This is a genomic window from Streptomyces sp. NPDC001219 (assembly GCF_053597915.1).
Map to the genome: position 1 here is coordinate 63,485 of NZ_JBSFJF010000022.1, position 24,105 is coordinate 87,589.

Annotated in this window: 20 protein-coding genes; 10 read left to right on the forward strand and 10 right to left on the reverse strand. The window is 73.3% G+C overall.

The features are described from left to right. The first annotated feature begins 289 nt into the window (after positions 1–289). Genes ACWC9R_RS16960 through ACWC9R_RS16975 form a run of 4 tightly spaced genes read left to right on the forward strand, consistent with a single transcriptional unit; the run spans position 290 to position 3,209 of the window. Complete coding sequence (locus tag ACWC9R_RS16960; protein ID WP_450732289.1) at positions 290–601, forward strand: hypothetical protein; 312 nt, start codon at positions 290–292, stop codon at positions 599–601. Then, positions 598–1,899 (forward strand): hypothetical protein, encoded by a 1,302-nt coding sequence (locus ACWC9R_RS16965; protein WP_450732291.1) that lies wholly within the window; start codon positions 598–600, stop codon positions 1,897–1,899. The genes ACWC9R_RS16960 and ACWC9R_RS16965 overlap by 4 nt, the downstream gene beginning before the upstream one ends. Continuing rightward, entirely contained in the window at positions 1,886–2,575 is a 690-nt protein-coding gene (locus ACWC9R_RS16970) for a hypothetical protein (RefSeq protein WP_450732292.1), read from the forward strand. Before ACWC9R_RS16965 ends, ACWC9R_RS16970 begins: the two co-directional genes overlap by 14 nt. Before the next feature lie 34 nt (positions 2,576–2,609). Continuing rightward, positions 2,610–3,209, forward strand: coding sequence for a hypothetical protein (locus ACWC9R_RS16975; protein ID WP_450732293.1), 600 nt, complete (start codon positions 2,610–2,612; stop codon positions 3,207–3,209). A gap of 54 nt (positions 3,210–3,263) precedes the next feature. Here the strand turns inward: ACWC9R_RS16975 and ACWC9R_RS16980 are convergent, their stop codons facing one another. The 4 genes from ACWC9R_RS16980 to asnB all read right to left on the reverse strand — a co-directional run bounded on the left by ACWC9R_RS16980 (position 3,264) and on the right by asnB (position 7,724). Beyond that, on the reverse strand, positions 3,264–4,223 hold the full coding sequence (locus ACWC9R_RS16980; protein WP_450732295.1) for a pirin family protein: 960 nt from the start codon (positions 4,221–4,223) through the stop codon (positions 3,264–3,266). 70 nt (positions 4,224–4,293) lie between these two features. Then, positions 4,294–5,070, reverse strand: coding sequence for a dimethylargininase (gene ddaH / locus ACWC9R_RS16985; RefSeq protein WP_450732297.1), 777 nt, complete (start codon positions 5,068–5,070; stop codon positions 4,294–4,296). A 175-nt stretch (positions 5,071–5,245) separates the two neighbouring features. Beyond that, positions 5,246–5,635: a GntR family transcriptional regulator gene (locus ACWC9R_RS16990; RefSeq protein WP_450732299.1), complete on the reverse strand. Its 390-nt coding sequence runs from the start codon at positions 5,633–5,635 to the stop codon at positions 5,246–5,248. Between the two features lie 238 nt (positions 5,636–5,873). Beyond that, positions 5,874–7,724: an asparagine synthase (glutamine-hydrolyzing) gene (gene asnB, locus ACWC9R_RS16995; RefSeq protein WP_450732301.1), complete on the reverse strand. Its 1,851-nt coding sequence runs from the start codon at positions 7,722–7,724 to the stop codon at positions 5,874–5,876. A 307-nt stretch (positions 7,725–8,031) separates the two neighbouring features. Between asnB and ACWC9R_RS17000 the strand changes: the two genes are divergently transcribed. Beyond that, positions 8,032–8,610: a TetR/AcrR family transcriptional regulator gene (locus tag ACWC9R_RS17000; protein ID WP_450732303.1), complete on the forward strand. Its 579-nt coding sequence runs from the start codon at positions 8,032–8,034 to the stop codon at positions 8,608–8,610. Positions 8,611–8,698: 88 nt separating this feature from the next. On the opposite strand, the gene ACWC9R_RS17005 is transcribed toward ACWC9R_RS17000, so the two are convergent. Together ACWC9R_RS17005 and ACWC9R_RS17010 are read right to left on the reverse strand one after the other, a co-directional pair. Beyond that, on the reverse strand, positions 8,699–9,649 hold the full coding sequence (locus ACWC9R_RS17005) for a GNAT family N-acetyltransferase (protein ID WP_450732305.1): 951 nt from the start codon (positions 9,647–9,649) through the stop codon (positions 8,699–8,701). Positions 9,650–9,925: 276 nt separating this feature from the next. Next, positions 9,926–10,642, reverse strand: coding sequence for a class I SAM-dependent methyltransferase (locus ACWC9R_RS17010; protein ID WP_450732306.1), 717 nt, complete (start codon positions 10,640–10,642; stop codon positions 9,926–9,928). 193 nt (positions 10,643–10,835) lie between these two features. Here ACWC9R_RS17010 and ACWC9R_RS17015 point away from each other — a divergent pair, with 193 nt between their 5' ends. Next, the gene (locus tag ACWC9R_RS17015; RefSeq protein WP_450732308.1) at positions 10,836–13,367 is read left to right on the forward strand and encodes a SpoIIE family protein phosphatase; all 2,532 of its coding nucleotides are present in this window, start codon (positions 10,836–10,838) and stop codon (positions 13,365–13,367) included. A gap of 365 nt (positions 13,368–13,732) precedes the next feature. Next, positions 13,733–14,743, forward strand: coding sequence for a lytic polysaccharide monooxygenase (locus tag ACWC9R_RS17020; protein WP_450732310.1), 1,011 nt, complete (start codon positions 13,733–13,735; stop codon positions 14,741–14,743). Positions 14,744–14,812: 69 nt separating this feature from the next. Here ACWC9R_RS17020 and ACWC9R_RS17025 read toward each other — a convergent pair whose 3' ends face one another. Next, positions 14,813–15,280 (reverse strand): Lrp/AsnC family transcriptional regulator, encoded by a 468-nt coding sequence (locus ACWC9R_RS17025; RefSeq protein ID WP_362608204.1) that lies wholly within the window; start codon positions 15,278–15,280, stop codon positions 14,813–14,815. Positions 15,281–15,360: 80 nt separating this feature from the next. On the opposite strand from ACWC9R_RS17025, the gene ACWC9R_RS17030 reads away from it, so the two are divergent. Together ACWC9R_RS17030 and ACWC9R_RS17035 are read left to right on the forward strand one after the other, a co-directional pair. Next, positions 15,361–16,644: an APC family permease gene (locus ACWC9R_RS17030; RefSeq protein WP_450732312.1), complete on the forward strand. Its 1,284-nt coding sequence runs from the start codon at positions 15,361–15,363 to the stop codon at positions 16,642–16,644. 164 nt (positions 16,645–16,808) lie between these two features. Next, positions 16,809–17,396, forward strand: a complete 588-nt coding sequence (locus tag ACWC9R_RS17035; RefSeq protein WP_450732314.1) for a TetR/AcrR family transcriptional regulator — start codon at positions 16,809–16,811, stop codon at positions 17,394–17,396. A gap of 64 nt (positions 17,397–17,460) precedes the next feature. Here ACWC9R_RS17035 and ACWC9R_RS17040 read toward each other — a convergent pair whose 3' ends face one another. Next, positions 17,461–18,354 (reverse strand): esterase/lipase family protein, encoded by an 894-nt coding sequence (locus ACWC9R_RS17040; protein WP_450732315.1) that lies wholly within the window; start codon positions 18,352–18,354, stop codon positions 17,461–17,463. 296 nt (positions 18,355–18,650) lie between these two features. On the opposite strand from ACWC9R_RS17040, the gene ACWC9R_RS17045 reads away from it, so the two are divergent. Continuing rightward, complete coding sequence (locus ACWC9R_RS17045; protein ID WP_450732317.1) at positions 18,651–19,298, forward strand: pyridoxamine 5'-phosphate oxidase family protein; 648 nt, start codon at positions 18,651–18,653, stop codon at positions 19,296–19,298. On the opposite strand, the gene ACWC9R_RS17050 is transcribed toward ACWC9R_RS17045, so the two are convergent. Then, positions 19,289–20,401 carry a DNA polymerase Y family protein gene (locus ACWC9R_RS17050; RefSeq protein ID WP_450732319.1) on the reverse strand — a complete coding sequence of 371 codons (1,113 nt, stop codon included), beginning with the start codon at positions 20,399–20,401 and terminating at the stop codon, positions 19,289–19,291. The two genes, ACWC9R_RS17045 and ACWC9R_RS17050, sit on opposite strands and share 10 nt — an antisense overlap. Further along, the gene (locus ACWC9R_RS17055; protein ID WP_450732321.1) at positions 20,398–24,027 is read right to left on the reverse strand and encodes a DNA polymerase III subunit alpha; all 3,630 of its coding nucleotides are present in this window, start codon (positions 24,025–24,027) and stop codon (positions 20,398–20,400) included. Before ACWC9R_RS17055 ends, ACWC9R_RS17050 begins: the two co-directional genes overlap by 4 nt. Positions 24,028–24,105 lie beyond the last annotated feature (78 nt).

The window sequence follows — 24,105 nt, forward strand, 5'->3', positions numbered from 1 at the left end:
CATGCCCCTTTGGCATTCCCCTGCCACCGCCGGACGAAGTTCCAGCACATCTCCAACCAATGTGCCGATTTCGCACCACACTCTGGTGGCAGCGAGGTTCGGCAGCCGAGCGCTGCCTCGCGATGAACATTCGGCAGGCTGCCCCGTGACCTGACTGTGTCGGCGTGAGGCACCAATGACAACGGAGCAAGAGCGTCCCTTCATCAGTTGAATGTAGGGTCTTCGGACACGTAGGCCGATGTGACCGGCGCGCCGTATGCCAGAGCCAGCTGTAGGGGGGATCGATCCCGTGGGAGAGAAGTTCTCGGTCGATACTGGAGAGCTTGGTGACTTCATGAGAACGCTCAAAAAGGCTCATGAATCGCTTGACGGCGTGCGCAAGCTGATGAACCAGACGACGTCTGACCGGATGGGCACCGACGAGCTCGATGAAGCCTGCAACGACTTCCAGGAACACTGGAAGTACGGCTCCGAGCAGATCGCCGAGCAGACCAAGAAGCTCACCGAAGCGGTGAGTAAGACCAAGGAGAACTACGAAGAGGTCGAGCAGGCGCTGGAAGAGGCATTCAAGAAGGCCGCGGGCAAGGCGGGAGCGAAGTGACACAGTCATACCCCCACCTGGGCTTTAACCCCGTCCCCGGGAACGTCGCCGCCGTTTCGGCCCTGAAGTCGAAGCTGGCGTCCTCGGCGGAGACCCTGGCGAAGGCGCACGGCTTGGTGCAGCAGTTGCAGTCCGGCAACTCGTGGGAGGGCGACGCGGCTGTCGCCTTTCGTGAGGAGCTGGACGGTGCACTCCCGGACAACCTGAAGAAGGCCCACACCTCCCTGCTGAAGGCCGCGCACGCCCTGGACAGCTGGAGCCGCTCTCTGCACGGCTATCAGGGCGATGCGAAGAAGCTGGACAGCGAGGCGAAGGCCGCACAGGACAAGCTCGACGCGGCCAAGGACCGGGAGAAGAGCGCCAGCGGTAACCCTGACCTCAAGCTTGCGCACCAGACCTTCGACGACGAAGCGTCGCTGCAGAACGCACAGGCCCGGCTGGACAAGGCCACCACGGCGCTTAACGATGCACGAGACGCGGTCACCGACGCGCAGGACCATCTCTCATCCATCAAACGGCGCGCCCATGAGCTGGAGGGCGAGCACTCCTCCACGGCACGCGACAAGGCCACCCTGATCCGGGATGCGACGGACAAGCTGGCACCTGAGGAGCCAGGCTGGTTCGGCAAGGCCATGGACTGGCTGGACGACAACCTCACGGATGTGCTGGGCACGGTGGCCGCGATCGCCGGTCTCCTCGCACTGATCCTGAGCGGCCCCATCGGCGTGGCCTTCCTGTTGGTCGCCGCGACGGCGAGCGCGGCCACACTTGCCTCGCGTCTGTCGGACCCCGCCGTCCGTGCCTCTCTCTCGGACGGGTTCACCAAGGGCGAGTTCGACGCCGACTTCTGGAGCAATGCGGTGGGGGTGGCGGGGGACACGCTGGGCATGGTGCCCGGAGTGGGCGCCGTGGCGCGCGGCATCAACGGAGCGGCCCGCTCGGCCGGCGCGGCGGGCGAGGCCCTGTCCCTCACCGACCATCTGGCGAGCGCCGGAAGCAAGACGTGGCTCGCCGCGAACCGGATCTCCGCGGCCGAGAACCCCTTGACCGCCTGGGCGGTCAAGGGCGCCGCCAACCCGGAGAGGGCCGGGCAGATGATCGACATCGGTGTCGCCGGCGCCGGAGCCGCCACCGGCACGTACGGCACGGCGAAGGACCTGATCGACGCACTGGACAACGACACCGTCAACAATGTGGGCACTGGCATGGACGGCGCCCGGGCCGGCAGCTTCGACGGTGCCGGCAACGGATCTACTGCATTCAAGACGCTGAAGGTGCTGTTCAATGCCCGCCACTGACGAGATCATGGATGAGTTCGCCGTCGCCGGATCGGCGATGAGCGCCGAGTGCGACATCTGGTTTGCCCTGCCGCCCGGTTTCGTCGAGGTGCCGCTGGATCCCGTTTCGGACGCACCCGACACCGGGGCGACGGACGGTCTCGAGCTGCTCGCCGGACTGGTACCGGAGGAGCAGTACGAGTCGTTCCGCTCCAGCATGGATGAGGCGCGGGCGATGGGTGGCCTGCTGGCGCAGAACGGCACCGTCCACCTCTCGATGGGGATGCACCACGACGAGTCGGGCGACGTCTTGCACTCGGTGTTCCTGATCAACTGGGAAGAAATCCCCTGGGCTCCGCCGAAGCTCGCAGCGGCGAAGGCTGCCCTGGCTTCGTCGGGGGCGCGCGACGCCGAACTGGTCGACCTGCCGTGCGGCCCGGCGGCCGTGGTGGAGAGCCTGAACGAGCGGGAGGGACAGAAGGTCTTCGAGATGACCGGCTACCTCCCGCACCCCGACGGCCTCCGTGTTGCTGTGCTCGCGCTGAGCACGACGGCCGCATCCGACCATGCGCACTACCGTGACATGTTCTACGGCATCGCCCGCATGGTGAGCTTCGACAACCCACTTCCGCCGCAGCTGCGCGAGCAGGTGCCGGAGGCCCGGGAAGTCGCAGCCGCACGAGACGTGTTCGGCTGATCGGAGACTTGTGATGACGGAAGGGACGTCTCCAGTGCACGAAAAGACAGCCTGGGAGGACCCGGCCACCCGCCGGGCATGGCGCCGTACGGCGCTGTTCCGGTGTGCCGCCGTGCTGGGCTGGATGGCGGGCTTCCCCGCCTGGCTGTTCGCCGTCGTCATGACGCCGGCCTGGCTGCTGGTGGTGTGGATGCCGGTGCTGTTCGTCGGCATCTGGTACGCCCTGCTGGCGGCGGTCGCGGCCTCCTCCCTGATGGGGATGCGGCGCGTGCTGCGGGTCTATCCGTGGCAGGCGGGCATCGCCGAGGTCAGGTCGAAGAAGAACGGCAGCACCCAGTTCCTCGTGCCGAACCCGGAGCGGCCGGAGAAGACGGTGGGCCTCGGGTTCGGCGGGGTCATCGGGACGGGACGGCACTTCTGGGTGCGCGCGGTGAAGTCCGGGCAGGTCACCACCGCGTGGTTCGCCGGCGATCCCCGGTACCTGGGCGTCATGGCGACCCCCGGGCCGCGGAACCTCCTGCAGGTCGCCCAGCGGGAGGCGACGGACTCACGGATGTCCCCCCGCAAGCGGGGCGTCAGCCCCGGGGCGCGGGCGCTGGCGCGAGCCGCCGGAGCGCGGGTCGGGGAGGACTGACGCGGCGGCGGGCGGGTGATGTCCTGCCGGTGGATTCGGCACAGGGCCCCCGCCTCACCGCACCCTCCCCCGCGGCTTCAGTGCGACCGGTGGGAGTTCGGGGGCGGGCAGGCGGTCGCCGTCGTAGCCGTGGACGGCGCCGAAGCGGGAGCCCGTCGTCCAGTCGGTGCGGGCTTCCTCGATGTCCTGTTGGGAGCGGCCCACGAAGTTCCACCACATGACGATGTTCTCCTCGAACGGTTCGCCGCCGAGGAGCATCAGGGAGCTGTGGGAGTCGGCGCGCAGGGGCAACTCGGTGCGGCCGCAGCCGAGGTAGAGGAGGGCGCCGGGGGCCAGCCGGACGCCGTCGACCTCGCTCTCGCCGGAGATGGTCAGCGCCGCGTACTCGAAGTCGGGGTCGACCGGCAGGCGGGTGTCCGTGCCGGCGGTGAGGGTGAGGTCGGCGCCGACCAGCGGGGAGTAGGTGGTGCCGGGTGAGGTGGCGCCGGCGAGTTCGCCGAGGATGACGGTGGCGGAGAGCCCGCCGCCGTTGACCACCGGCAGGTCGGTGTGGTGCTCGAAGGACGGGGCCGTGTGGCGGTGTTCGCCGGGGAGTGCCACCCACAGCTGGGCGCCGTGCAGGAACGGGCCGTGGCCGTGTGGCGACTCCTCGGAGTGGGCGATGGCCCGGCCGGACGTCATCAGGCCCAGTTCCCGCGGCCGTACGGTCTGGAGGCTGCCGAGGCTGTCGCGGTGCAGCACCTCGCCCTCGTGCAGCCAGCTGACGGTCTGGAGCCCCATGTGCGGATGCGGCGGCACCTGCATCCCGGGCTCGGCGGCGATGTCGTCGGGGCCGTAGTGGTCGACGAAGCACCAGGCGCCGATCATCCGCCGGCCCAGGTTCGGCAGCAGTCGGCGGACGACGGTGCTCTCGCCGAGGGGAACCTGCTTCCCGGGCTGGACGTCGCGGACCGGGCCCGTACGGCCGGTGCCGCCGCAGAGGCTGGGCGCGGGTCTGAGGTCGAGGTTGCTCATGGCGCCACGATAGGCACGGCCGACGGTGCGGTCCGGGCAGGCGCACGACGCGCCGGGGGATGATGCCCCGTCATGCATACAGCTCGCGCAGCCGCACGGACAGGCAGGTCACACAGCCCTCCAGCTTCTCGAACTCGCTGATGTCCACGAGGACCGGCTCGTACCCCAGGTCGGCGAGGAGCTCCGCGCTGCGCGGCGCGCCGGCGGCCATCAGCAGCCTGCCGCCGCCGAGCAGCACGACATGGGCACCGGACTCCTCGGGGACGGGCAGGAAGCGGGGGAAGACGGCGGGGTCGTCGACCAGGGGCGGATGGCCGATGACGGTGCCGTCCGGGAGGGCGGTCACGGCGGACTTGAGGTGCAGTACGCGGCTCACCGGTACGGCGACCACGCGCGCGCCCAACGGCTCGAAGGCGGCCCGGAGTTGGCGGACGCCCTCGGCGTTGGTGCGGCCGCCGCGGCCCACGTAGACGGTGTCGCCGACCTTGAGGATGTCGCCGCCGTCCAGGGTGCCCGGCGCCCGGACCTCGTTGACGGAGCAGCCGAGCGCCTCGACGGCCGCGCGGGCGTCCGGGATCTCGGGGCGGCGCTGGCCGGCTCCGGGGCGGGCGAGCAGGGCGACGTTGCGGAACATGACCATGGTGTCCTCGACGAAGACCGCGTCGGGGCAGTCGTCGGCGGGGGCGACCTCGGTGGTGTGCCAGCCGTGGTCGCGGAGCACCTGGACGTAGGACTCCCACTGGCGCAGGGCGAGGGCGGAGTCGACCGGGCGCCGGTCTATGTGGGTGACCAGCCCCTCGGCGAGGCGGGGGCCGGGGCGGCGGACGAGCGCCTGCTTGCTGGGCATGCGGCTCCTTCGGGCGGTGGAGGTGGCTGGGGTGCGGTCAAGCAGGGGGCGGGTGCGGGGAGGCGGCCGGCTCGGGGGCGGTCCGGTGCCGGGCGGCGGGCAGGGGCCGGGGCGGCGGGCAGGGGCCGGGGCCGCCCCCGCCGGCACGGTCCGGCGGCGACTCTGCGGGCGCGGGTCAGGCGTCGGCCCCGTACGTCGCGCGCAGGGCGTTCTCGACGGCCGTGCGGGCGGCGTGGTGGTCGAGGCCGAGGCGGTGGGCGCGGCGGGCGTAGGTCTCGGCGGCCGCGGCGGCCTCCTTGTCGGCGGCCTCGCCGGCCGCGGCGATGAAGCTGCCGTTGCGGCCGCGGGTCTCGATCACGCCGTCGGTCTCCAGGGCGCGGTAGGCCTTGGCGACGGTGTTGGCGGCCAGGCCGAGGTCTTCGGCGAGGCCTCGGACGGTGGGGAGTTTGTAGCCGACCGGCAGGCCGCCGTCCCTGGCCTGATCCGCGATCTGGGTGCGTACCTGCTCGAACGGCGCGGCGTCCGCCGCCGGATCGATGGTGAGGGTCAAGTTCTGCGGGGACACGGTGGCGCTCCTGGTGCTGGTCGTGGGGCGGGCGGATGCGCGACGGCCCGTACCCCTGGGGAGTCCCCGGGGTGCGTGCGCGTACGCGTACCCGTCGGTGCGCGTGTTTGTCGCATCCATTGTGCGCCAGGAGCGCCCGCTGTGACGGGAGGTCCCGTCCGCCGGAAGGTCCGTCTCCCGGAAGGTCCCGTCGGCCGGGAGGTCTTGCCGCGCGGGAGGGGTCACGCCTCGGGGAGGGTCACAGCTCCAGGGTGGTGCCCGAGGTCCGCAGCCAGGCGTCGATGCCGAGGACGAGTTCGGCCCCGGGGCGGAGGCCGGGCGTCGCGGCGCGGGCGGTGGCTTCCGTGAGGGCGCCGGAGTCCAGCAGCGGCCGTACGGGCGCGGCGCGGTCGGCGGCCAGCTCCGTGAGTTCGCCGCGCAGCGCCTCCTGGTAGCGCGGGTCCTGGGTGCTGGGATAGGGGGACTTGACCCGGTCGGCCACCACGTCGGGCAGCACATCCCGCGTGGCGGCGCGCAGCAGCGACTTCTCCCGGCCGTCGAAGGTCTTCATCGACCAGGGGGTGTTGAAGACGTACTCGACGAGGCGGTGGTCGCAGAACGGCACGCGGACCTCCAGGCCGACGGCCATGCTCGCCCGGTCCTTGCGGTCGAGCAGGATCTGTACGAAGCGGGTCAGATGCAGATAGCTGATCTCGCGCATCCGGCGCTGGAGGCCGGTGTCGCTGTCCAGGCGGGGCACTTCGGCGAGCGCCTCGCGGTAGCGGCGCGAGGTGTGGCCGGGCAGGTCGAGCTTGGCCAGCAGGCCGCGGTCCAGCAGCACCTCGCGGGTGCCGTCGCCCCCGGCGAAGCGGCCGGAGAGGCCCGCCGCGATCCAGGGGAAGGTGTCGGCGTGGACGGCTCCGGGGTCGTGGAACCAGCGGTAGCCGCCGAAGACCTCGTCCGCGGACTCGCCGGACAGCGCGACCGTGGACCGCTCGCGGACGGCCCGGAACAGCAGGTAGAGGGAGGTGTCGCCGTCACCGAAGCCGTTGGGCAGATCGCGGGCGGTGAGCACCGCGGCGCGGTGGCCGGGGTCCGTCAGGGCGGCGGTGTCCAGGACGATGTCGTGGTGCTCGGAGCCCACGTGTGCGGCCAGGGCGTGGGCGTACGGCCCGTCGGGGGTGCCGCGCAGCTCGTCGGGCCGGAAGTTCTCGGTGTGGCCGGTGAAGTCGACGGCGAACGAGCGGACCGGGCCACGGCCCTGGGCGGTCAGCGCCCGGGCGGCGAGTGCGGTGAGGGCGGAGGAGTCCAGGCCGCCGGAGAGCAGGGTGCACAGCGGCACGTCGGCGATCAGCTGGCGGTCCACGATGTCATCGAGCAGGTCGCGGATGTGCGCGACGGTGGTGCCGAGGCCGTCGGTGTGCTCGCGGGCGGTGAGCGCCCAGTAGCGCCTGACGGTGAGGCCGCCGCGGCCGACCCGGACGAGATGGCCGGGGCGTACCTCGCGCATGCCCTTGTAGACGGCGTGGCCCGGGGTCTTGGTGAAGGTGATGAGTTCGGCGAGGCCCTCGGCGTCGACGGCGGGGCGGACGGAGGGGTGGGCGAGGATCGCCTTGGGCTCGGAGCCGAACAGCACCCCGTCGGGAGTGGGGTGGTAGTAGAGCGGTTTGATGCCCATCCGGTCGCGTATCAGCAGGAGTTGCTCGGTCCGCGGGTCCCAGAGCGCGAAGGCGTACATGCCGTTGAGGCGGTCGGCGAACGCCTCGCCCCACTGGAGGTAGGCGTGCAGCAGCACTTCGGTGTCGCTGCGGGTGCGGAAGGTGTGGCCCAGCCGCTCCAGTTCGGCGCGCAGCTCGCGGTGGTTGTACACCTCGCCGCTGTAGGTGGTGACGAGCAGGGTGCGGCCGTCGTGGGTGACGGTCATGGGCTGTGCGCCGCCGTCGAGGTCGATGACGGCGAGCCGGCGGTGGCCGAACGCGGCGTGGGTGTCGAGCCAGAGCCCGGCCGCGTCCGGGCCGCGGCAGGCCATCGTCCCGGTCATCGCCTCCAGGGTGGTGCGCTGCCCGGTGAGGTCGCTGTCGTAGGAGATCCATCCGGTGATTCCGCACATGCTCGCGGCTCCTCCTTCGTGGGCGGCGGACCGCGACGTCCAGGCGGCGGTCCGGCGGCACGCACCGTACGCCCGGGTAGTTGTAGCGGCCACTCAAACCGCCCCGGAGCGCCCGGAACGGGCCACGCGCACGCCGGATTCCGGAAAAGCGGCGGCAAACGGCGCCCCGTACAGCGGAAAAGAGGTGGCAAACGAGCACGGGAGGGACGGCCGGGGCGCCGCCCACCCGCAGGTTGATAACTCCACACGCAGTACTCTTCCCGAAGTGGTTTGAAGTCAGGACGGGACGACACCTGGAGTGGTGGCAATGGCGAGACGGAACGACCAGCGGCGTGCCGCCCTCGTCGATGCGGCGATCGAGGTGCTGGCCAGGGAAGGCGCCCGCGGCCTGACCTTCCGGGCGGTGGACACCGAGGCCGCGGTACCCGTCGGCACCGCGTCCAACTACTTCGCCAACCGCGACGACCTGCTCACCCAGGCCGGCGCCCGGGTCTATGAGCGGCTCCGGCCCGACGAGGCCACCATCGCCCGCCAGCAGGCGGCCGGCCGCGACCGGGACACCTATGTGGAGCTGATGCGTGAACTCGTCGGCCGCATCGCCTCCTTCCGCACCGGCTACCTCGCGCTGCTCGAACTCCGCCTGGAGGCCACCCGCCGCCCGGAACTGCGCCGGGTCCTCACCGAGCGGGTCCGGGCTGACGTCGACGCCAACGTCACCTACCACGAGGCCTCCGGCCTCCCCGGCGACGCCATGGCCGTCAAGCTGCTGATCCTGACGCTGAACTGGCTGATCGTCGAACAGCTCACCCTGCCGGACGTCTTCACGGAGGCCGAGCGGGAACAACTGGTGACGGCGGCGGTCGAGCGGATCGTGGCGGCCGAATAGGGGCGCCGGCGGGCCGCCTCGCGAGCGGCGCTCACGCCGTAGGGCGCGAGAGCCGCGCGGCCGGCCCGCCGTTCCCACCCGTGCGCCCTCAGCTCCAGGTCATGGTGATCGCCCGCTCGAAGTTGCGGTAGCCGGCGCGCCGGAAGGCGTGCGCCATCGGGAGGTTGCCGAGGTCCGTGGCCGCGCGGATGCGGGGGACGTGCTGCGCGGCGAGGATTCGGGTGCCCTCGGCGAGGAGGTCGTCGATGTAGCCGTTGCCGCGGTGTGCGGGCAGGACCCCGAGGTAGGCGATGACCGGGTGGTAGGAGTTGCGGGCCGGGATGACGAACCCCACCGGCTCGCCGTGGGGCAGGGTCGCGACGCGCCACCAGTCCCGCGGGCTGGTGTACCGCGCCAGTTCGTCCTCGTAGTGCCGGACGGCCGCTTCGTGCGCGGACATCCGGGTGAGGTCGTCACGGCCGTGTGCGTCCAGCGTCCCGTCCAGAACCGAGGCCATCAGTGCCACGAGTTCCTCGCTGTCGCGGACCGGCCGGAAGACGAGGCGTCCACTGGGCTCGGGAACGGGCGATTCCGGACGCCATTCCAGGCGCAGCCGTTCGACGAAGAGCCGGGCACCGGTTCGCTCCAGGACCGTCATGCGGTCTTCGACGGCTTGTCTCCGCACCGCGTCCGCACGCCAGTCCGGCGGGACGAAACGGCTGTACTCAGGGGGACGGGAACCGTGCGGGAGGGTGGCGGCCATCGCGGTCCGCAGAAGTCGCACCGCGATGTCCAGGTGAGCGGGGCCCGGGGCGCTGTCGTCGAGGTCGAGGACATCCAGGACGAGTGGTGGGTCACCGGCCGAGCGGCTCCACCAGGCCGCTCTGGCCAGCAGGCGGTCACCGCGCAGGGCGACCCACATCCACTCCGGCCGCCGTCGGCCGCCGGAGAGGTCGTCCGCCAGTTCCTCGTTGAGGACGTAGGGGAGTTGGGAGAAGAGGTCGAGTTCTTCGCGCCCGGTGAGGGGGCGCAGGGTCAGGTCGTTCGCTTTCACGGTCACGGCACGCTCCGGTGAAGGCGCCCCGTCCGCTCCGGGGTCAGAGACGGTCCGTCCCCCGGGAGGACACCAGCGCGTTGATCATGGGGATCACGGGCTTATCCCTCCTCTCGCTGTCACGGCCCCTCCGCCCTGGTGGCGGGGTCCAGCGGCCACATCTATCCGGTGGCGGCATCCGGCCGCAAACACTTTTCGATCGCCCTGCTTCCGGCGGCCTCGCCATCGGCGACGGCGCGCCGGGCCGGGCGTCGCCGTCCCCGGCGTGCCCCGAGGGGACGTTCAGCGGGCCGTCCGCTGAGCCGGTACCGGCCTACGGGGGAGGTCGGCTGTCAGCACATAGCGTTCGTCGGTCACCTCCTTGCCCCACAGTGCCGGGTCGTGCGTCAGGCTCTCCAGGTGCGTGCGCGCCGCCAACGGCTCGACGAGGGCGGTGAGTTCGGTGGCCGGGATGCCGATCGGGGCGGCCTCGCCCCAGCGGCCCTCCACCAGGACCAGCCGGCCGCCGGGGGTGAGCAGGCCGGCCCAGTGGCGCAGCGCGGCCGCGGGGTCGGGGAGGGCCCACAGGACGTGGCGTACCAGGACGACATCGAACCGGCGCTCTCCCACCGGTGGTTCGGCCGCGTCGCCGGTGACGAAGGCGGCGTCATGGCCCGCGAGCTTGGTGCGCGCCCGTGCGGTCATGCCCGGGGAGCGGTCGACGCCCAGGACGCGATGGCCCTGCTCGGCGGCGAGGAGGGACAGGCTTCCCGTGCCGCAGCCGAGGTCGAGGACGGCGGCGGGGCGGGACGGCAGCCAGGAGCGCAGCCGGGCGGCCCAGGCGGCACGGACGACGGGGTCGCGCAGGCCGTGGTCGGGCTCGTCGTCGAAGGAGGCGGCGGCCGCCTCCCAGTAGGCGGCGTCGGCGGTCGGCAGCGGTGACTCCCCCTCGGCGGCAGGTGGGTTGAGCGGTGCGGCAGGGAGCTGACGGGACGGGTCGGCGGGTGTGTCGATGCTCATGTGCCGATGGTGGCAGCACCCACTGACAACGGCGGCGGACACCGGTTCCGGGCCGGCCGCGCGGGCCGGCGGCGGGCGCCGGGGAGAGCGCCCGGCCAGGGTGAGGGGTTACCGTGGAGAGGCCGGTCGTGTGCGGCCGCGGCGCCGTGAGAGAGCGCCCGTCGCACGGTGGGACCGGCATTGGACCGGTCATATGTGTGCCTCCCAGAGCGGCCGTCTCTCCGGGGACGGCGTCTTCGACCTCACGCGGACGGCCGTGGTGATGGCCGATCGCGCGGGGGTGGCGCGGGGCTGGACGAGGGGGGCCGAGCGGCTGCTCGGCTATGCGGTGTCGGAGGCCGTCGGCAGGCCCCTGGCGGAGCTGTTCGCGGGGCTGGCCCCCGGGGCGCAGCAGAACGCCAGGTGGGAGTCCCGGCTGGCGGCGGCGGAGGGCTGGAGCGGGCTGGAGGCCGTACGGCACAAGGACGGCCACCGGCTCGACCTGGAGTTCCGGATACTGCCGCTGATGGTCGCCGAGGAGCACTCCACGCGCCTCGTCCTCGCCGCCGAGATGACCCAGACGCCCTGGTCAGGAGCGAGCCGCTCGTTCCTGGAGGGCATCTTGGGCATGTCGCCGATCGGCGTGGCCATGGTGAACCCCGATCTCCAGTTCGTGTGGCTGAACAACGCCCTGGAGGAGATGGGCGGCACCAGCCGCGAGCAGCGCCTCGGCAAGCGCCTGGGGGACATCCAGCCGGGCCTCGCCGTGGAGGCCATCGAGGCGGAGATGCGCAAGGTGCTGAGCACCGGCACCCCCTCGGTCGGCTACGAGTACCTGGGGCGCCCTCAGTCCGATCCGCAGCGCGAGCACGCCTACTCCACCTCGTTCTTCCGCCTGGAGGACGAGGCCGGGCAAGTGCTGGGTGTCTGCTACATGGTCCTCGACGTCACGGAGAGTTACCGGTCGCGGCAGCGGATGGCGCTGCTGAACCGGGCCGGTGAGCGCATCGGCAGCTCCCTGGACGTCTGGCGGACCGCCCAGGAACTCGCCGACTCGGCGGTTCCGGGGCTCGCCGACTTCGTCACCGTCGACCTGCTCGACGCGCTGCTCTCCGGGGAGGAGCCGGCGCCCGACCCGGTCGGTGCCGCGGATCTGCTGGCCATGCGCCGAGCGGGACAGCAGTCGGTGCGCGAGGGCTGCCCCGAGGCGGTGGTCACGATCGGGGAGGCGGCCGTCTACCCCGCGTCGGGGCCCGTCGTGCCGGGTCTCGTCGCGGGCGATTCCGCGCTCTTCCAGACGCTGGACCCGGCCGCGGGTGACCGGGCGGCCGACGACCCGCTCCGGATGGCACACCTGCGGGAGCTGGGCTTCCACTCGCTGATGGTGGTGCCGCTCCGGGCGCGCGGTGTCTTCCTGGGCGCTGCCACGTTCGCCCGCCGGCAGCACATCGGGCCGTTCCAGCCCGACGACCTGGTGCTCGCCGAGGAGTTCGTCACCCGCGCCGCGATGTCCATCGACAACGCCCGCCGGTACACCCGCGAGCACACCACGGCCCTCACCCTCCAGCACAGCCTGCTGCCGCACGACCTGCCCGAGCAGTGCGCGGTGGAGGCGGCCTACCGCTATCTGCCGGCCGACTCGCTCAGCGGCGTCGGCGGGGACTGGTTCGACGTGATCCCGCTGTCCGGTGCCCGGGTCGCGCTGGTGGTCGGCGACGTCGTCGGCCACGGGGTGCACGCCGCGGCCACCATGGGGCGGCTGCGGGCCGCGGTGCAGGCGCTCGCCGACCTGGACCTGTCCCCTGAGGAGGTGCTGGCGCACCTGGACGACATGCTCAACCGGGTCGCCCACGACGCCAACGCCGACGACGGTGTCCTCGGGGCCACCTGCCTGTACGCGGTCTACGACCCGGTCGGCTGCCGCTGCACGCTGGCCCGCGCCGGCCACCCCGCACCGCTGCTCATCACCCCCGGGGGCGACGGGCGGCTGCTGGAGCTGCCGACCGGGCCGCCGCTGGGGCTGGGCGGGATGCCCTTCGAATCCGTCGAACTGCCGCTGCCGGAGGGCAGTCTGCTGGCCCTCTACACCAACGGTCTGCTGCTGGGGAAGGCGCTCGACCTCGACGGGGGCATCACCCGGCTGCGCACCGCCCTGGCCGATCCGCAGGCCCCGCTGGAGGACCTCTGCGACACCGTGATCGGCGGTCTGCCGGGCGGCCGGCCGGTCGACGACGTGGCGTTGCTGCTGGCACGCACCCGGGCGCTGGCGCCGGCCCAGCTGGCGACCTGGGAGATCCCCGCCGACCCGTCCGCGGTCGGGCAGGCCCGCCGGTCCGCCGCCGCCCGGCTCACGGAGTGGGGCCTGGAGGACCTCGTCTTCCCCACCGAGCTGATCGTCAGCGAACTGGTCACCAACGCCATCCGGCACGCCTCCGGGCCGATCGGCCTGCGGATGATCCGGGCGCGTGCCCTGATCTGCGAGGTGTCGGACAGCAGCAGCACCTCCCCGCACCTCCGCCACGCGCGGACCACCGACGAGGGCGGCCGGGGCCTGTTCCTGATCGCCCGGTACGCCGAGCGCTGGGGCACCCGCTACACCCCCCAGGGAAAGATCATCTGGGCCGAGCAGCCACTGCGGTCGGCGCCCGGAGTCGTACCGGCACCCGACGTGGGCGCGCTCCTCGACGGCCTCGACGACCTCGGCGGCCCGGCCGACACCACCGGCACCGGCACCGAAGGCCACTGACGGCTCCTGCCGCCACGCACAACTCCCGCTGCCCGCACGGCCCGAGAGCCGCACGCGACACCGGCATCGACTCCCCCGGGACACACCGGCCACCGGTCCGGGCGCCGCTCGCCACCCGGCGATGCCCGTTTCCTCCCCGCCTGCATGAGGGCGCGCTTAGCGGCTCCTTAAAGCGACCATAAGGATCTTCAGGATCGCCCTTCAGCCCCCAAAACCGCTGTTCAGCGCGGCTAGCGTGCTTCTCGTAAGGCGGGTCGCAGACCGCCGGCGCCGGCACCGGGGGCGGCGCCGGCGTGCTGTGTCCCGACCCCCCACCGCTCCCCCGCCACCCCCGCTCGACGCACCTGATGAAGGAGACCCCCACCATGACCGCTCGTCGCAAGGCCACCGGAATCGCCCTGGCCGGTATCGCCCCGCTCGCGCTCACCGTGCTCACCGCGAGCCCGGCCGCCGCACACGGCTCGATGACGGACCCGGTCAGCCGGGTGTCGGCCTGCTACGCGGAGGGCCCCGAGAGTCCGGAGTCCGCGGCGTGCAAGGCTGCCGTGCAGGCGGGCGGGGCCCAGGCGTTCTACGACTGGAACGGCGTACGGGACGGCAACGCGGGCGGCCAGTCCCGGACCCGTATCCCGGACGGCAAGCTGTGCAGCGCCAACAGCCCCGAGTTCAAGGGCCTGGACCTGCCCCGCGCCGACTGGCCGTCGTCCCCGATGAAGGCGGGCAACCACACCTTCCGCTACAAGGGCACCGCGCCGCACGCGGGTTACTTCGAGCTGTACCTCACCAAGGACGGCTACGACCCGAAGAAGCCGCTGAAGTGGTCCGACCTGGAGTCGAAGCCGTTCGCGAAGGTCAGCGACCCGAAGATGGTCAACGGGGACTACGTCTTCGACGGCAAGGTGCCGGCGCGGTCCGGGCGCCACCTGATCTACAGCATCTGGCAGCGGTCGGACAGCCCCGAGGCCTTCTACACCTGCTCCGACGTCGTCTTCGGCAAGCAGGCCGGCGGTACCACCGCCAAGTCCGAGGCGGCGCCCGCGCCGACCGCCTCCGCGCCGAGCGAATCCCAGATCGAGGACGGCGCCTCCAAGTCGACCGTGGGCACGGGTCACCACGACGACGACTGCGGCACCACGCACCACAAGAACGGCGCCCGGCCGAAGTCCGCCGGCGCACCGGCCCACGCGGACGCTGCGGCGGCCAACGCCCCGCACGCCAACGGGAGTTCCGAGCCGGTCGACGGTCAGCGGCTGGCGGAGACCGGTAACGACAGCTCCACTGCTCCGCTCGCCGTCAGCGGCGCCGCCGTGCTCGCCCTGGGCGCCGGGGTCGTGTTCGCCACCACCCGCCGCAGGGCCTCCCGGCACCGCGCCTGAGTCCGGCACCCGGCCGCGTCCGGGAGGCGACGCCGTCCCCTTCGTCACGTCGGGGGCGGCGTCGCCCTGTCACGAGCCGTTCGGCGGCAGCGCCTCGATGATGTCGTTGGCGACATGCTGGTAGATGACCGAGCTGCGGCAGTCGACGACCTCCCGGCGCTTGAACACCTGGTCCATCAGCAGCGCGTGCAGCCGGTCGACGTCCGGGACCGCGACATGGACGAGGAAGTCGTCGCCGCCCGCGACGACATAGACGTTCAGCACCTCGGGCAGGGACGTCAGGAAGGCCTTGAAGCGCTCGATGACCTCGCGGTTCATCGGGCGGATGCGGACCGTGAGCAGCGCCTGGACCGGCCGGTTGAGGGCCCGCAGGTCCACGGTCGCGCGATAGCCGGTGATCACTCCCCGGGCGCGCAGGGCGCGGACCCGCTCCAGGCAGGTGGAGGGCGCGATGTCCAGCCGGCGGGCCAGGTCGCGGTTGGTCTGCCGTGCATCGCGCTGGAGTTCGCGGACAATCGCCGAATCAATGTCGTCCATGACCCCCATGGTGCCGCAGCTGCCGAATTATGTTCGGCGGGAACCCATTTTGATCAATCCAACGGTTACGTTCGGCGACTGTGACCGTACAACAGACATTGCTTCCCCCATCCGGACGACCGGATGTACGGCGGCTGGGCGTCGGCAGCGGTACCGCGCTGTGCGCCGGTGCCGTCCTCGGCCCCGGCGTCCTGACCCTGCCGTCCCTGGCCGCCGCCGCGGCCGGCCCCGCCTCGGTCCTGGCCTGGGTGGTCCTGCTCGCCCTGTGCGTACCGGTGGCCGCCTCGTTCGCGGCGCTCGGCGCACGGTTCCCCGACGGCGGCGGCGTGGCCACCTATGTGCACCGGGCGATCGGGCCGCGGGCGGCGGCCGTGGTGGGGTGGTGGTTCTACGGGGCGGTGCCGATCGGGGTGGTCTCGGCGGCCTGGATCGGCGGGAAGTACGCGGCCGGCGCGGCCGGTTGGGGCGGTACGGGCGCGGTCGTCGTGGCCGGTGTGGTGGTGGCGGTGGCGCTGGTCTCCAACGCGGTGGGCCTGCGGATGTCGGGCCGGGTGCAGCTGCTGCTCGGCGGGCTGCTGGCGGTGGTGCTGCTGGGCACGGTGCTGGCCGCCGCCCCTCAGGTGTCCGCCGCCCACTTCACCCCGTTCCTGCCCGGCGGCTGGACCTCGGTGGGGTCGGCGGCCGGGGTGCTGTTCTTCGCGTTCGCCGGCTGGGAGGCGGCCAGCCATCTGTCGGGCGAGTTCGCCGACCCCGGGCGGGACCTGCCGCGGGTGACGCGCCGTACGCTCGCCGTCATCACCGTGCTCTACCTGGGGCTCGCGGTGACCACGATCGGTGTGCTGGGGCCGGCCGCGGCCCGTACCGACACCCCGCTGACCGAGCTGCTCATCCGGAGTGTGGGCGGCGCCGCGCGGCCGGTGGCCGCCGTGGCGGCGCTCTTCCTGACCTTCGGCGCGGTCAACTCGTACCTGGCCGGGGCCTCCCGGCTGGGTGCGGCGCTCGCCCGGGACGGGGCGGCGCCGCGCGCGCTGGCCAAGGGCGGGGCACCGGGCGAGGTGCCGCGGCGGTCGCTGGCGGTGCTCGGCGGGGCGGCCGGGCTCGTGGGCGCGGCGGCGGGCCTCGGCGGCGCCGACCTGGATCTCCTGATGAGGGCCACCGCCACCTGTCTGGCGGCGGTGACCCTCGCCGGCCTGGCCGCCGCACTGGTGCTGCTGCCCCGCCGCACTCCCCTGTGGTGCGGCGGGTGCCTGAGCGCCCTGCTGACGGCGGCCGTGCTGGCCTTCTCCGGACGGCTGCTGCTGATCCCCGCGGGACTCGCCTGCGCGGCCGTCGGCTTCCTGACGCTGCGCCGCGTCACCCGGTGAGGCGGCACGGCGTCCGGACGGGGCGGCTCCGGCGGGCGGACCGGGCCACGGTGCCCGTACCGGCCCGTTCGTGCACGTCGCAGCCCCCCTCGCGCCCTTCCACAGCCGTCCGCACCCCGTTCTAGAGGCGCATCTCCAATATAGTGGAGAGTAACCTCCAGAACATGGCCAGGCCATCCCGGTTCGACACCGCGCAGCTCCTCGACGCCGCCGTACGGCTGGCGGCCGAGTCCGGGCCCTCGGGTGTCACCATGTCGGCGGTGGCGGCCGCCGTCGGCGCGCCCAGCGGCTCGCTCTACCACCGGTTCCCCGGCCGCACGGCGCTGCTCGCCGAGGTGTGGCTGCGCACCGTCGAGGGCTTCCAGGCGGGCTACTTCGAGGCCCTCGAATCCTCGGACGACCCGCGTGCCGGGGGCCGGGCCGCCGCCCGGCACGTCGTGGCGTGGAGCCGTGCGCACCCCGCCGAGGCGGCGCTGCTGCTGTACGGGGCCCGGGAGTTCGGGCGGGACGACTGGTCCGACGCGCATCTGGTGCGCGCGGAGGAGGGGAACATGCGGGTACGGGCCGCCCTGGCGGCGCTCGCGGGGGCGCTGGGGCTGCACGGCAGGGAGGGCTTCGACCGGGTGACGCTCGCCGCCGTCGACCTCCCGCTGTCGCTGGTGCGCCGCCATCTGCGTGGCGGCACACCGCTGCCCCCGCACGCCGAGGACCTGGCGGAGCGGTGCACCGAGGCCCTGCTGGCCATCGACTGACCGGCACCCCCGGTACGGAGCGCGGCCCGGCCCCGCCGGGGCGGCGGGCCGGGCCGGCTTCCGGTCAGTTCGACACGCAGGTGGTCGGGGTGGCGTGGGCCGGGTCGAGGGCGTTGGCCGTCTCGTGGAAGGCGATGCGGTCGACGAGACCGATGGCCACGTGCTCGGAGAGGTCGAGCGCGCACAGGTCCTGGACCACCACGTTGCGGACGTCGGGACCGTCGAGGAACGCGCTCCGGTAGGGCGTGACGACCTCGTCGTACTTGGTCGCGATCACCGTGTAGTGCACTCCGGGGAGGGTGTCACCGCCCTCGTTGAGGCGGTTGAGGACGTCGGAGCCGGCGATCTGGTCGGCCAGCCCGGGGGTCAGGTCGTGGAGGTACTTCCTGGCGCCGGGGAAGTGGTCGAGCAGACGGGTCAGACCGTTGAGATCGGTGCCGTGGTTGTCGGGGGCCAGCCCGACCAGCGTGTTCACCTTGCCCGCGCCGCCGTGGAACTTCAGGTACACCCGCGCCATCATGCCGCCCTGTGAGTGGCCGACGAGATCGGCCTTCCCGGTGCCGGTGGCGGCCAGCACCCGGTCGACGTAGGCGGCGAGCTGCCCGGCGGACGCGTCGACCGCGCCCAGGCCGTGGAAGAACGGGACGCCGGGCAGCTGGCCGTAGTCCAGGGAGAAGACGCAGTAGCCGCGGGCCACCAGGTAGGGCGCGAGGCCGAGCCAGTTGTCGACGGAGTTGCCGAGGGTGCCGTGCACCAGGATCACCGGCCGCGGGTGGGCGGCGGAGGGCTTGCAGGAGTAGTTGTTCCAACCGCTGCCGGCGGCGGTGCGGTGCGCCGCCTCCCCGGCCTGTGGGGTGGCGGAGGACGGGCGGGCGGCGGCAGCGGGGACGGTGGTGGCGCCGAATGCCAGGGCGAGGGCGGGCAGCAGGGTGAGCGTTCTTGACCAGCGCAGCTTCATACGATGCTCCTTGCGGGGTGAGGGGACTCCGAAGTGCTCGGTGAGCCGTTCACGCGATCCGGATCGCAAGGGCCAACGCAGTTGACTGACAAGTAAGTTACGGCTGGGTAAGCGCGGTGGACCAGCGGTGTGACGGTGAAGGAAGCGCCACACAACCCTCACCGGACGCCCGGGGTGCGGCGCACCGTTTCTGTGCCTGTATGACGCCCCGTCCGTCGCGGCCGGGGCGGCTGTCAGTGCCGTCCCGTAGAGTCGTCAACTGCTCGACCGGGAACGTGACATGAGGGGGATCACCGATGGAGACGGCCGGAACGGCGGACCTGACCGGGATCGTGGAGATCGAGTCGCCGGCGGAGCTGCGCGAGCTGCTCGGTGAGCCCAGCGCCCACGCGGCGCACAAGACCCGCCACCGGCTGCACGACCTCGACCGCCAGTGGCTGGCCCGCTCGCCGTTCTGCGTGATAGCCACCGCGGACGCGCAGGGCAGGTGCGACGCCTCCCCCAAGGGCGACCCCGCGGGCTTCACCCACGTCCTGGACGACACCACCCTCGTGATCCCGGACCGCCCCGGCAACAAGCGCGTGGACGGCTGGATGAACGTCCTCGCCAATCCGCAGGTCGGGCTGAACTACCTCCTCCCGGGGCGCGGTGACACCCTGCGCATCAACGGCCGCGCCCGGCTGCTGCGCGACGCCCCGTTCTTCGACGAGCTGGTCGTCAAGAACCATCGCCCGCGGCTGGCGCTCCTGGTGGAGGTCGAGGAGGTCTTCTACCACTGCTCCAAGGCGTTCCTGCGCTCGGAGCTGTGGAAGCCGGAGACCTGGCAGCCGGACGCGCTGCCCTCACGGGCCCGGATCGTCAAGGGCCTCGAGGCCCAGGACATGCCGCTGGAGGAGCTGGAGCGGCACTACGGCCCCCAGTACGCGGAGCGGCTCTACGGCTGAGGCCCGGGGGCGCCGGGGCCGGAGGGCTTCGCGCCCGGGGGCGGTGGGGTGCGGGCGGTCCGGCCGAGGGTCGCAGCGGGCCGTACGCTCGCGGGCCCGAAGCGTGCCCTGGCCCGGTCGACGGCGGCCTCGATGCGGTGCGCCTTGTCGTCGGACGGGTCGAAGGTCAGCTGCCGCACGGCGCGTTCGGCGCGGCACAGATCCTCCGCGCGCAGCGCCACGGACCGCACCCGCGCCCGCTGCAGCCCGAGCGCGGCATGCAGCGCGTAGGCCGCCTCGGTCAGCGCGGGCCCGTGCGCGGTCGGCCCGTCCAGGCGCCGGGTGCGGGTCGTGGTGGAGCGGTCGGCGTAGCGGACGGTGAGGGTGAGCGCGCGGGCCACCTGCCCGCTCCCGCGCATCCGCGCCCCCAGGCCGTCGGCGAGCGAGAGCAGCGCCCGGCGGCGCCGGGCCGGGTCCAACTCGTCGTGGGCGAAGCGGTGTTCGGAGCCCATCGAGCGGGCCGCCGCGTTGGGTGTCACCGGCGTCGGGTCGATACCGCGGGCCCGCTCGTACACGATCCGGCCCGTCCGGGCGCCGAGGATGCGCTGGAGTGTCGCGGGCGGTGCGGCGGCGATCCGGCCGATGCTGTCGAGCCCGTAGGCGCTCAGGGCGCGCGCGGTCGCCGGACCGACGCCGTGCAGCGCCGAGACCGGCCGGCGGTCGAGGAACGCGGCGACGGTGCCGGTGTCGTCGGGGACGGCCCGGATCTCCCCGGGCGCCGCCCCCTGCGCCGCCATCCGGGCGAGCAGCGGGTTGGCGCCGATCCCGATCGTGCACCGCACGCCGTGCCAGGCCAGGGCGCGCAGCCGCACCAGCTCGGCGAGGCCCGCCGCGTCCCGGTCGAAGTAGCGCAGCGCACCGCGGACGTCCGCCAGTGCGGCGTCCGGCGGCAGCGCCTCGACCACCGGGGTGAACCGCCCCAGCAGACCCAGCAGTTGCTCGAAGCACCCGGCGCTCACGGGGGTGCCGTCGGCGGTCCGGAACCGTATGTGGAGCAGGCCCGGCCGCCGCGGGGCACCGGAGGCGTCCGGCGGTGCGGCGGGGGGCCGCGGCGCGGGGGTCATCCCGCGCTCCCCGGGCTGGAGTGCCACAGCTTCCGGCCGGTGGCGGCGCGTTCGCCGGGCGGCTGGAGGTCGGCCCACGGGTGCATCTCGTAGCCGGTCTCCAGCCGGATGGTGCGGCCCGGGGCGGCGGCCGGCTCGGGCTCCCGGTCCGCACCGGGCTCCTGGCCCGGCCCCCGGCCCGGCTTCGCCGCGTCCGACCCCGCCGCGTCCGACCCCGCCGCGTCCGGCCCCGCCTCCGGGGTGTCCCCCGTGGCCGCCCCCGTGTCCGGCTCCGCCGCGAGCCGGGCGGCGACCGCCTCCAGCCCGCCCTCGCGGCGCAGTTCGACCAGCTCGGCGAGGTTCCAGGCGGCGGCGCCGACCACGCTGAGGCTGCGCGGGCCGCGCCGCTGGACCGTGCCGCGCACCAGCAGCAGCCAGGAGTGGAAGACCGTGTGCGCACAGGCCGCGTGGCTGTCGTCGAAGAAGGCGCAGTCGACCAGCCCGGTGCTGTCGTCCAGGGTGGTGAAGATGACCCGGCGGCCGGAGCGGATCGGCGGTGTCTGGGTGGCCGCCTTGGCCCCGGCGACCAGCACCGTCTCACCGTGCCGGGCGTCGCGCAGCAGCCGGGCCGGCAGCGCGCCCAGCTCGGCGAGGAACTCCCGGTGGTCGGCCATCAGATGGCGGGAGGCGTCCATGCCGAGGACGCCCAGCTCGGCGCTGAGCCGTTCGACGTCATCGAGGTCGGGCAGCCCGGCCGGCTCGACCGCGTCGACGGGTTCCGCGTCCGCCCCGTCGAGGGTCCGGCCGGGCAGCGTCAGCTGGCCGCCGGGCGCCCGCCGTCCCTGGTGGTGCAGCTCGGCGAGGTACAGCAGCAGGTCCCGGCGGTTCGCCCCGAAGGCGTCCAACGCGCCCACCCGGGCGAGGCGTTCGGCCACCGGGCGGCTCGGCCTGGCCCGCTGCCACAGGTCCTGCAGCGAGCGGTAGGGCTGCCCGGCCTCGATCCGCCGCGCCTCGGCCTCGCTCATCCCGTGCACATCGCAGAGCGCGAGCCGCAGCCCCCAGACCGCGGAGCGGTCCCCCCGGCCGTCACCACCGGAACCCACACCGGAGCCCGCACCGGACACCAGTTCGATTCGGTGAGCGACCGCCGAGCGGTTCACATCCAGCGGCAGCACCGGCACCCCGCGCCGCCGTGCGTCCGCGAGCAGCAGCCGCTTCGGGTACATCCCCGGGTCGTGGGTGAGCAGCCCGGCGTAGAAGGCCGCGGGATGGTGCGCCTTGAGCCAGGCGGACTGGTACGTGGGCACCGCGAAGGCCACCGCGTGCGCCTTGCAGAAGCCGTACGAGCCGAAGGCCTCGACGATCTCCCAGGTGCGCGCGATCACGTCGGGCGCGTACCCGCGCCGCTCGGCGCACTGCGCGAACCAGGCACGCACCCGGCCCTGCAGCTCCGGGTGGGACAGCGCGCGCCGCTTCTCGTCCGCCTCGTCCCGCGCACAGCCCGTGATGATCCGCAGCAGCTCGATGATCTGCTCGTGGAACACCACCACCCCGTAGGTCTCGCGCAGCGGCTCCTCCAGGTCGGGGTGCGGATAGCGGACCGGCTTCCGGCCGTGCCGGGCCTCGACGAAGGGCCGCACCATGTCGGCGGCGACCGGCCCCGGCCGGAAGAGGGAGATGTCGACGACCAGGTCGTGAAAGGTGGCGGGCTGCAGCCTGCCGACCAGGTCGCGCTGGCCCGGTGACTCGATCTGGAAGCAGCCGAGCGTCTCGGTCGAGCGGATCAGGTCGTAGGTCGCGTCGTCGCCGGGCGGCACCTGCGCGGGGTCGTCGAGATCGATCCGGCGCCCGGTGGCCCGGCCGATCTCGGCGACCGCGTGCGCCATCGCGGACTGCATCCGCACGCCCAGCACATCGAGCTTGAGCAGCCCCAGGTCCTCCACGTCCTCCTTGTCGAACTGGGACATGGCGAAGCTCTCGCCGCTGGTGGGCACGACGGGCGTGCGGTCCAGCAGCGTGGCGTCCGAGAGCAGCACCCCGCACGGGTGCATGGCGATCCCGCGCGGCAGCGCGTCCAGCGCCTCGACCAGCGGCCACAGCTGCTCCCCGCCGGCCTCCCGCACCCCGCGCAGCTCCGGCAGCTCGGCCAGCGCCGCCCGCGCGTCCCGGGCGCGGATGTGCGGGAAGGCCTTGGCCAGCCGGTCCACCCGCGCCGGGTCCATGCCCAGGGCGGCACCCACGTCCCGTACGGCGTGCCGTACGCGATAGGTCTCGGGCATCGAGACGGTGGCCACCCGCTCCGCGCCGAACCGGTCGAAGATCGCGCGGTAGACCTCCAGCCGGCGGGCGGACTCGACGTCGATGTCGATGTCCGGCAGCGCCTCCCGCCGCTCGGACAGGAACCGCTCCATCAGCAGCCCGTGCTCGACCGGGTCGGCGTGCGCGATGCCCAGGAGGTGGTTGACCAGGGACCCGGCGCCTGACCCGCGGGCCGCGACCCGGATGCCCATCTTCCGTATGTCGTCCACGACCTGAGCGACCGTCAGGAAGTACGAGGGGAAGCCGAGCCGTTCGATCGTGCGCAGTTCGTCGTGCAGCCGCGCCCAGCGCACACGGTCGTGGTCGTGGCCGCGCAGCACCATCCCGGCGGCGCAGCGCGAGCGCAGCACCCGGGCGGCGGTGCGGTGGCCCGCGCCGACCAGCCGCGGCTCGGGGAAGTGGACACGGCCCAGCCCGATGTCGTCCTGCGGGTCGACCAGGCACTCCCCGGCGGCCTCCTCGGTCATGGCGAGCAGCCGGTGCGCCAGGTCGCGCCGGAAGCCGGCCGCCTCGGCGATCCGCTCGGCGGTGTGGCTCATCGTGGCGCCGTCCTTGAGCCAGCGCTCCCCGCTGTCCCACGCCTCGGGGCGGCGCCGGTCCACCGGCACCAGCCGGCGGGCGGAGTCCAGGACGTCGGCGACCGGGCCCTGACCGGGGTCGGCGTAGCGGACCGCGTTGGTCAGGACGGCGCGGAGGCCCTGGTCGACGGCGAAGCCGAGGGTGCGGGCGGCCAGCCGCGGGGAGCCGGGTCCGCTGCCGGACCGGCCGTGGTCGACGACCTCCAGGCGCAGCGCCTCGCCGTACAGCTCGCGCCAGGGGGCGATCAGCCGGGTGGCGCGGTCCGGGCGGCCGGCGGCCAGCGCCCGGCCGACCTCGGAGTCCGGTCCGAGCAGCACGGTCAGTCCGTCCGTGACGGATTCCAGGGCGCTCCACGGGAGGACGGGCTGCTCGCCCTGCCCGGCGTGGGCGGCCGAGACCAGCCGGCACAGGGCGGCCCAGCCGGCCGCCCCGTCGCGGGCCAGGAAGACGGCGCGGGCGGCGGACTCGTCGAGGAAGGCGCCGCCGCGCACCGGGGTGCGGCGGCGTGCGGTGGGCGTGGGTGCCGCCTCCCGTTCCGCCACGGCGAGTTCGCTGCCGAACAGCGGGCGGACACCGGCGTCGGCCGCGGCCTTGGCGAACCGTACGGCACCGGAGAGCCCGTCCCGGTCGGTCAGGGCGAGGGCGTCCATCCCCCGCTCGGCGGCCCGCTCGGCGAGCCGCTCCGGGTGGGAGGCGCCGTAGCGCAGGGAGAACCCCGAAGCGGTGTGCAGATGCGTGAACCCGGGCATCCGCACCTCCTGCACCTCACCCGCCCCCGGCTGACCTTGCGTCCCCCGTTCCTCCTCTCCACCATAACCCGCTCATCG

Excerpts from the sequence above, each read along its gene's own strand:
- ACWC9R_RS16980 (WP_450732295.1), bottom strand. The coding sequence starts at position 4,223 with ATGAGCAACCTCGACCTCAGACCCGCGCCCAGCCTCTGCGGCGGCACC.
- ACWC9R_RS17000 (WP_450732303.1), top strand. The coding sequence starts at position 8,032 with ATGGCGAGACGGAACGACCAGCGGCGTGCCGCCCTCGTCGATGCGGCG.
- ACWC9R_RS17015 (WP_450732308.1), top strand. The coding sequence starts at position 10,836 with ATGTGTGCCTCCCAGAGCGGCCGTCTCTCCGGGGACGGCGTCTTCGAC.
- ACWC9R_RS17025 (WP_362608204.1), bottom strand. The coding sequence starts at position 15,280 with ATGGACGACATTGATTCGGCGATTGTCCGCGAACTCCAGCGCGATGCA.
- ACWC9R_RS16970 (WP_450732292.1), top strand. The coding sequence starts at position 1,886 with ATGCCCGCCACTGACGAGATCATGGATGAGTTCGCCGTCGCCGGATCG.
- ACWC9R_RS17010 (WP_450732306.1), bottom strand. The coding sequence starts at position 10,642 with ATGAGCATCGACACACCCGCCGACCCGTCCCGTCAGCTCCCTGCCGCA.
- ACWC9R_RS17045 (WP_450732317.1), top strand. The coding sequence starts at position 18,651 with ATGGAGACGGCCGGAACGGCGGACCTGACCGGGATCGTGGAGATCGAG.
- ACWC9R_RS17040 (WP_450732315.1), bottom strand. The coding sequence starts at position 18,354 with ATGAAGCTGCGCTGGTCAAGAACGCTCACCCTGCTGCCCGCCCTCGCC.
- ACWC9R_RS17035 (WP_450732314.1), top strand. The coding sequence starts at position 16,809 with ATGGCCAGGCCATCCCGGTTCGACACCGCGCAGCTCCTCGACGCCGCC.
- ACWC9R_RS17055 (WP_450732321.1), bottom strand. The coding sequence starts at position 24,027 with ATGCCCGGGTTCACGCATCTGCACACCGCTTCGGGGTTCTCCCTGCGC.
- ddaH (WP_450732297.1), bottom strand. The coding sequence starts at position 5,070 with ATGCCCAGCAAGCAGGCGCTCGTCCGCCGCCCCGGCCCCCGCCTCGCC.
- ACWC9R_RS17020 (WP_450732310.1), top strand. The coding sequence starts at position 13,733 with ATGACCGCTCGTCGCAAGGCCACCGGAATCGCCCTGGCCGGTATCGCC.
- asnB (WP_450732301.1), bottom strand. The coding sequence starts at position 7,724 with ATGTGCGGAATCACCGGATGGATCTCCTACGACAGCGACCTCACCGGG.
- ACWC9R_RS17050 (WP_450732319.1), bottom strand. The coding sequence starts at position 20,401 with ATGACCCCCGCGCCGCGGCCCCCCGCCGCACCGCCGGACGCCTCCGGT.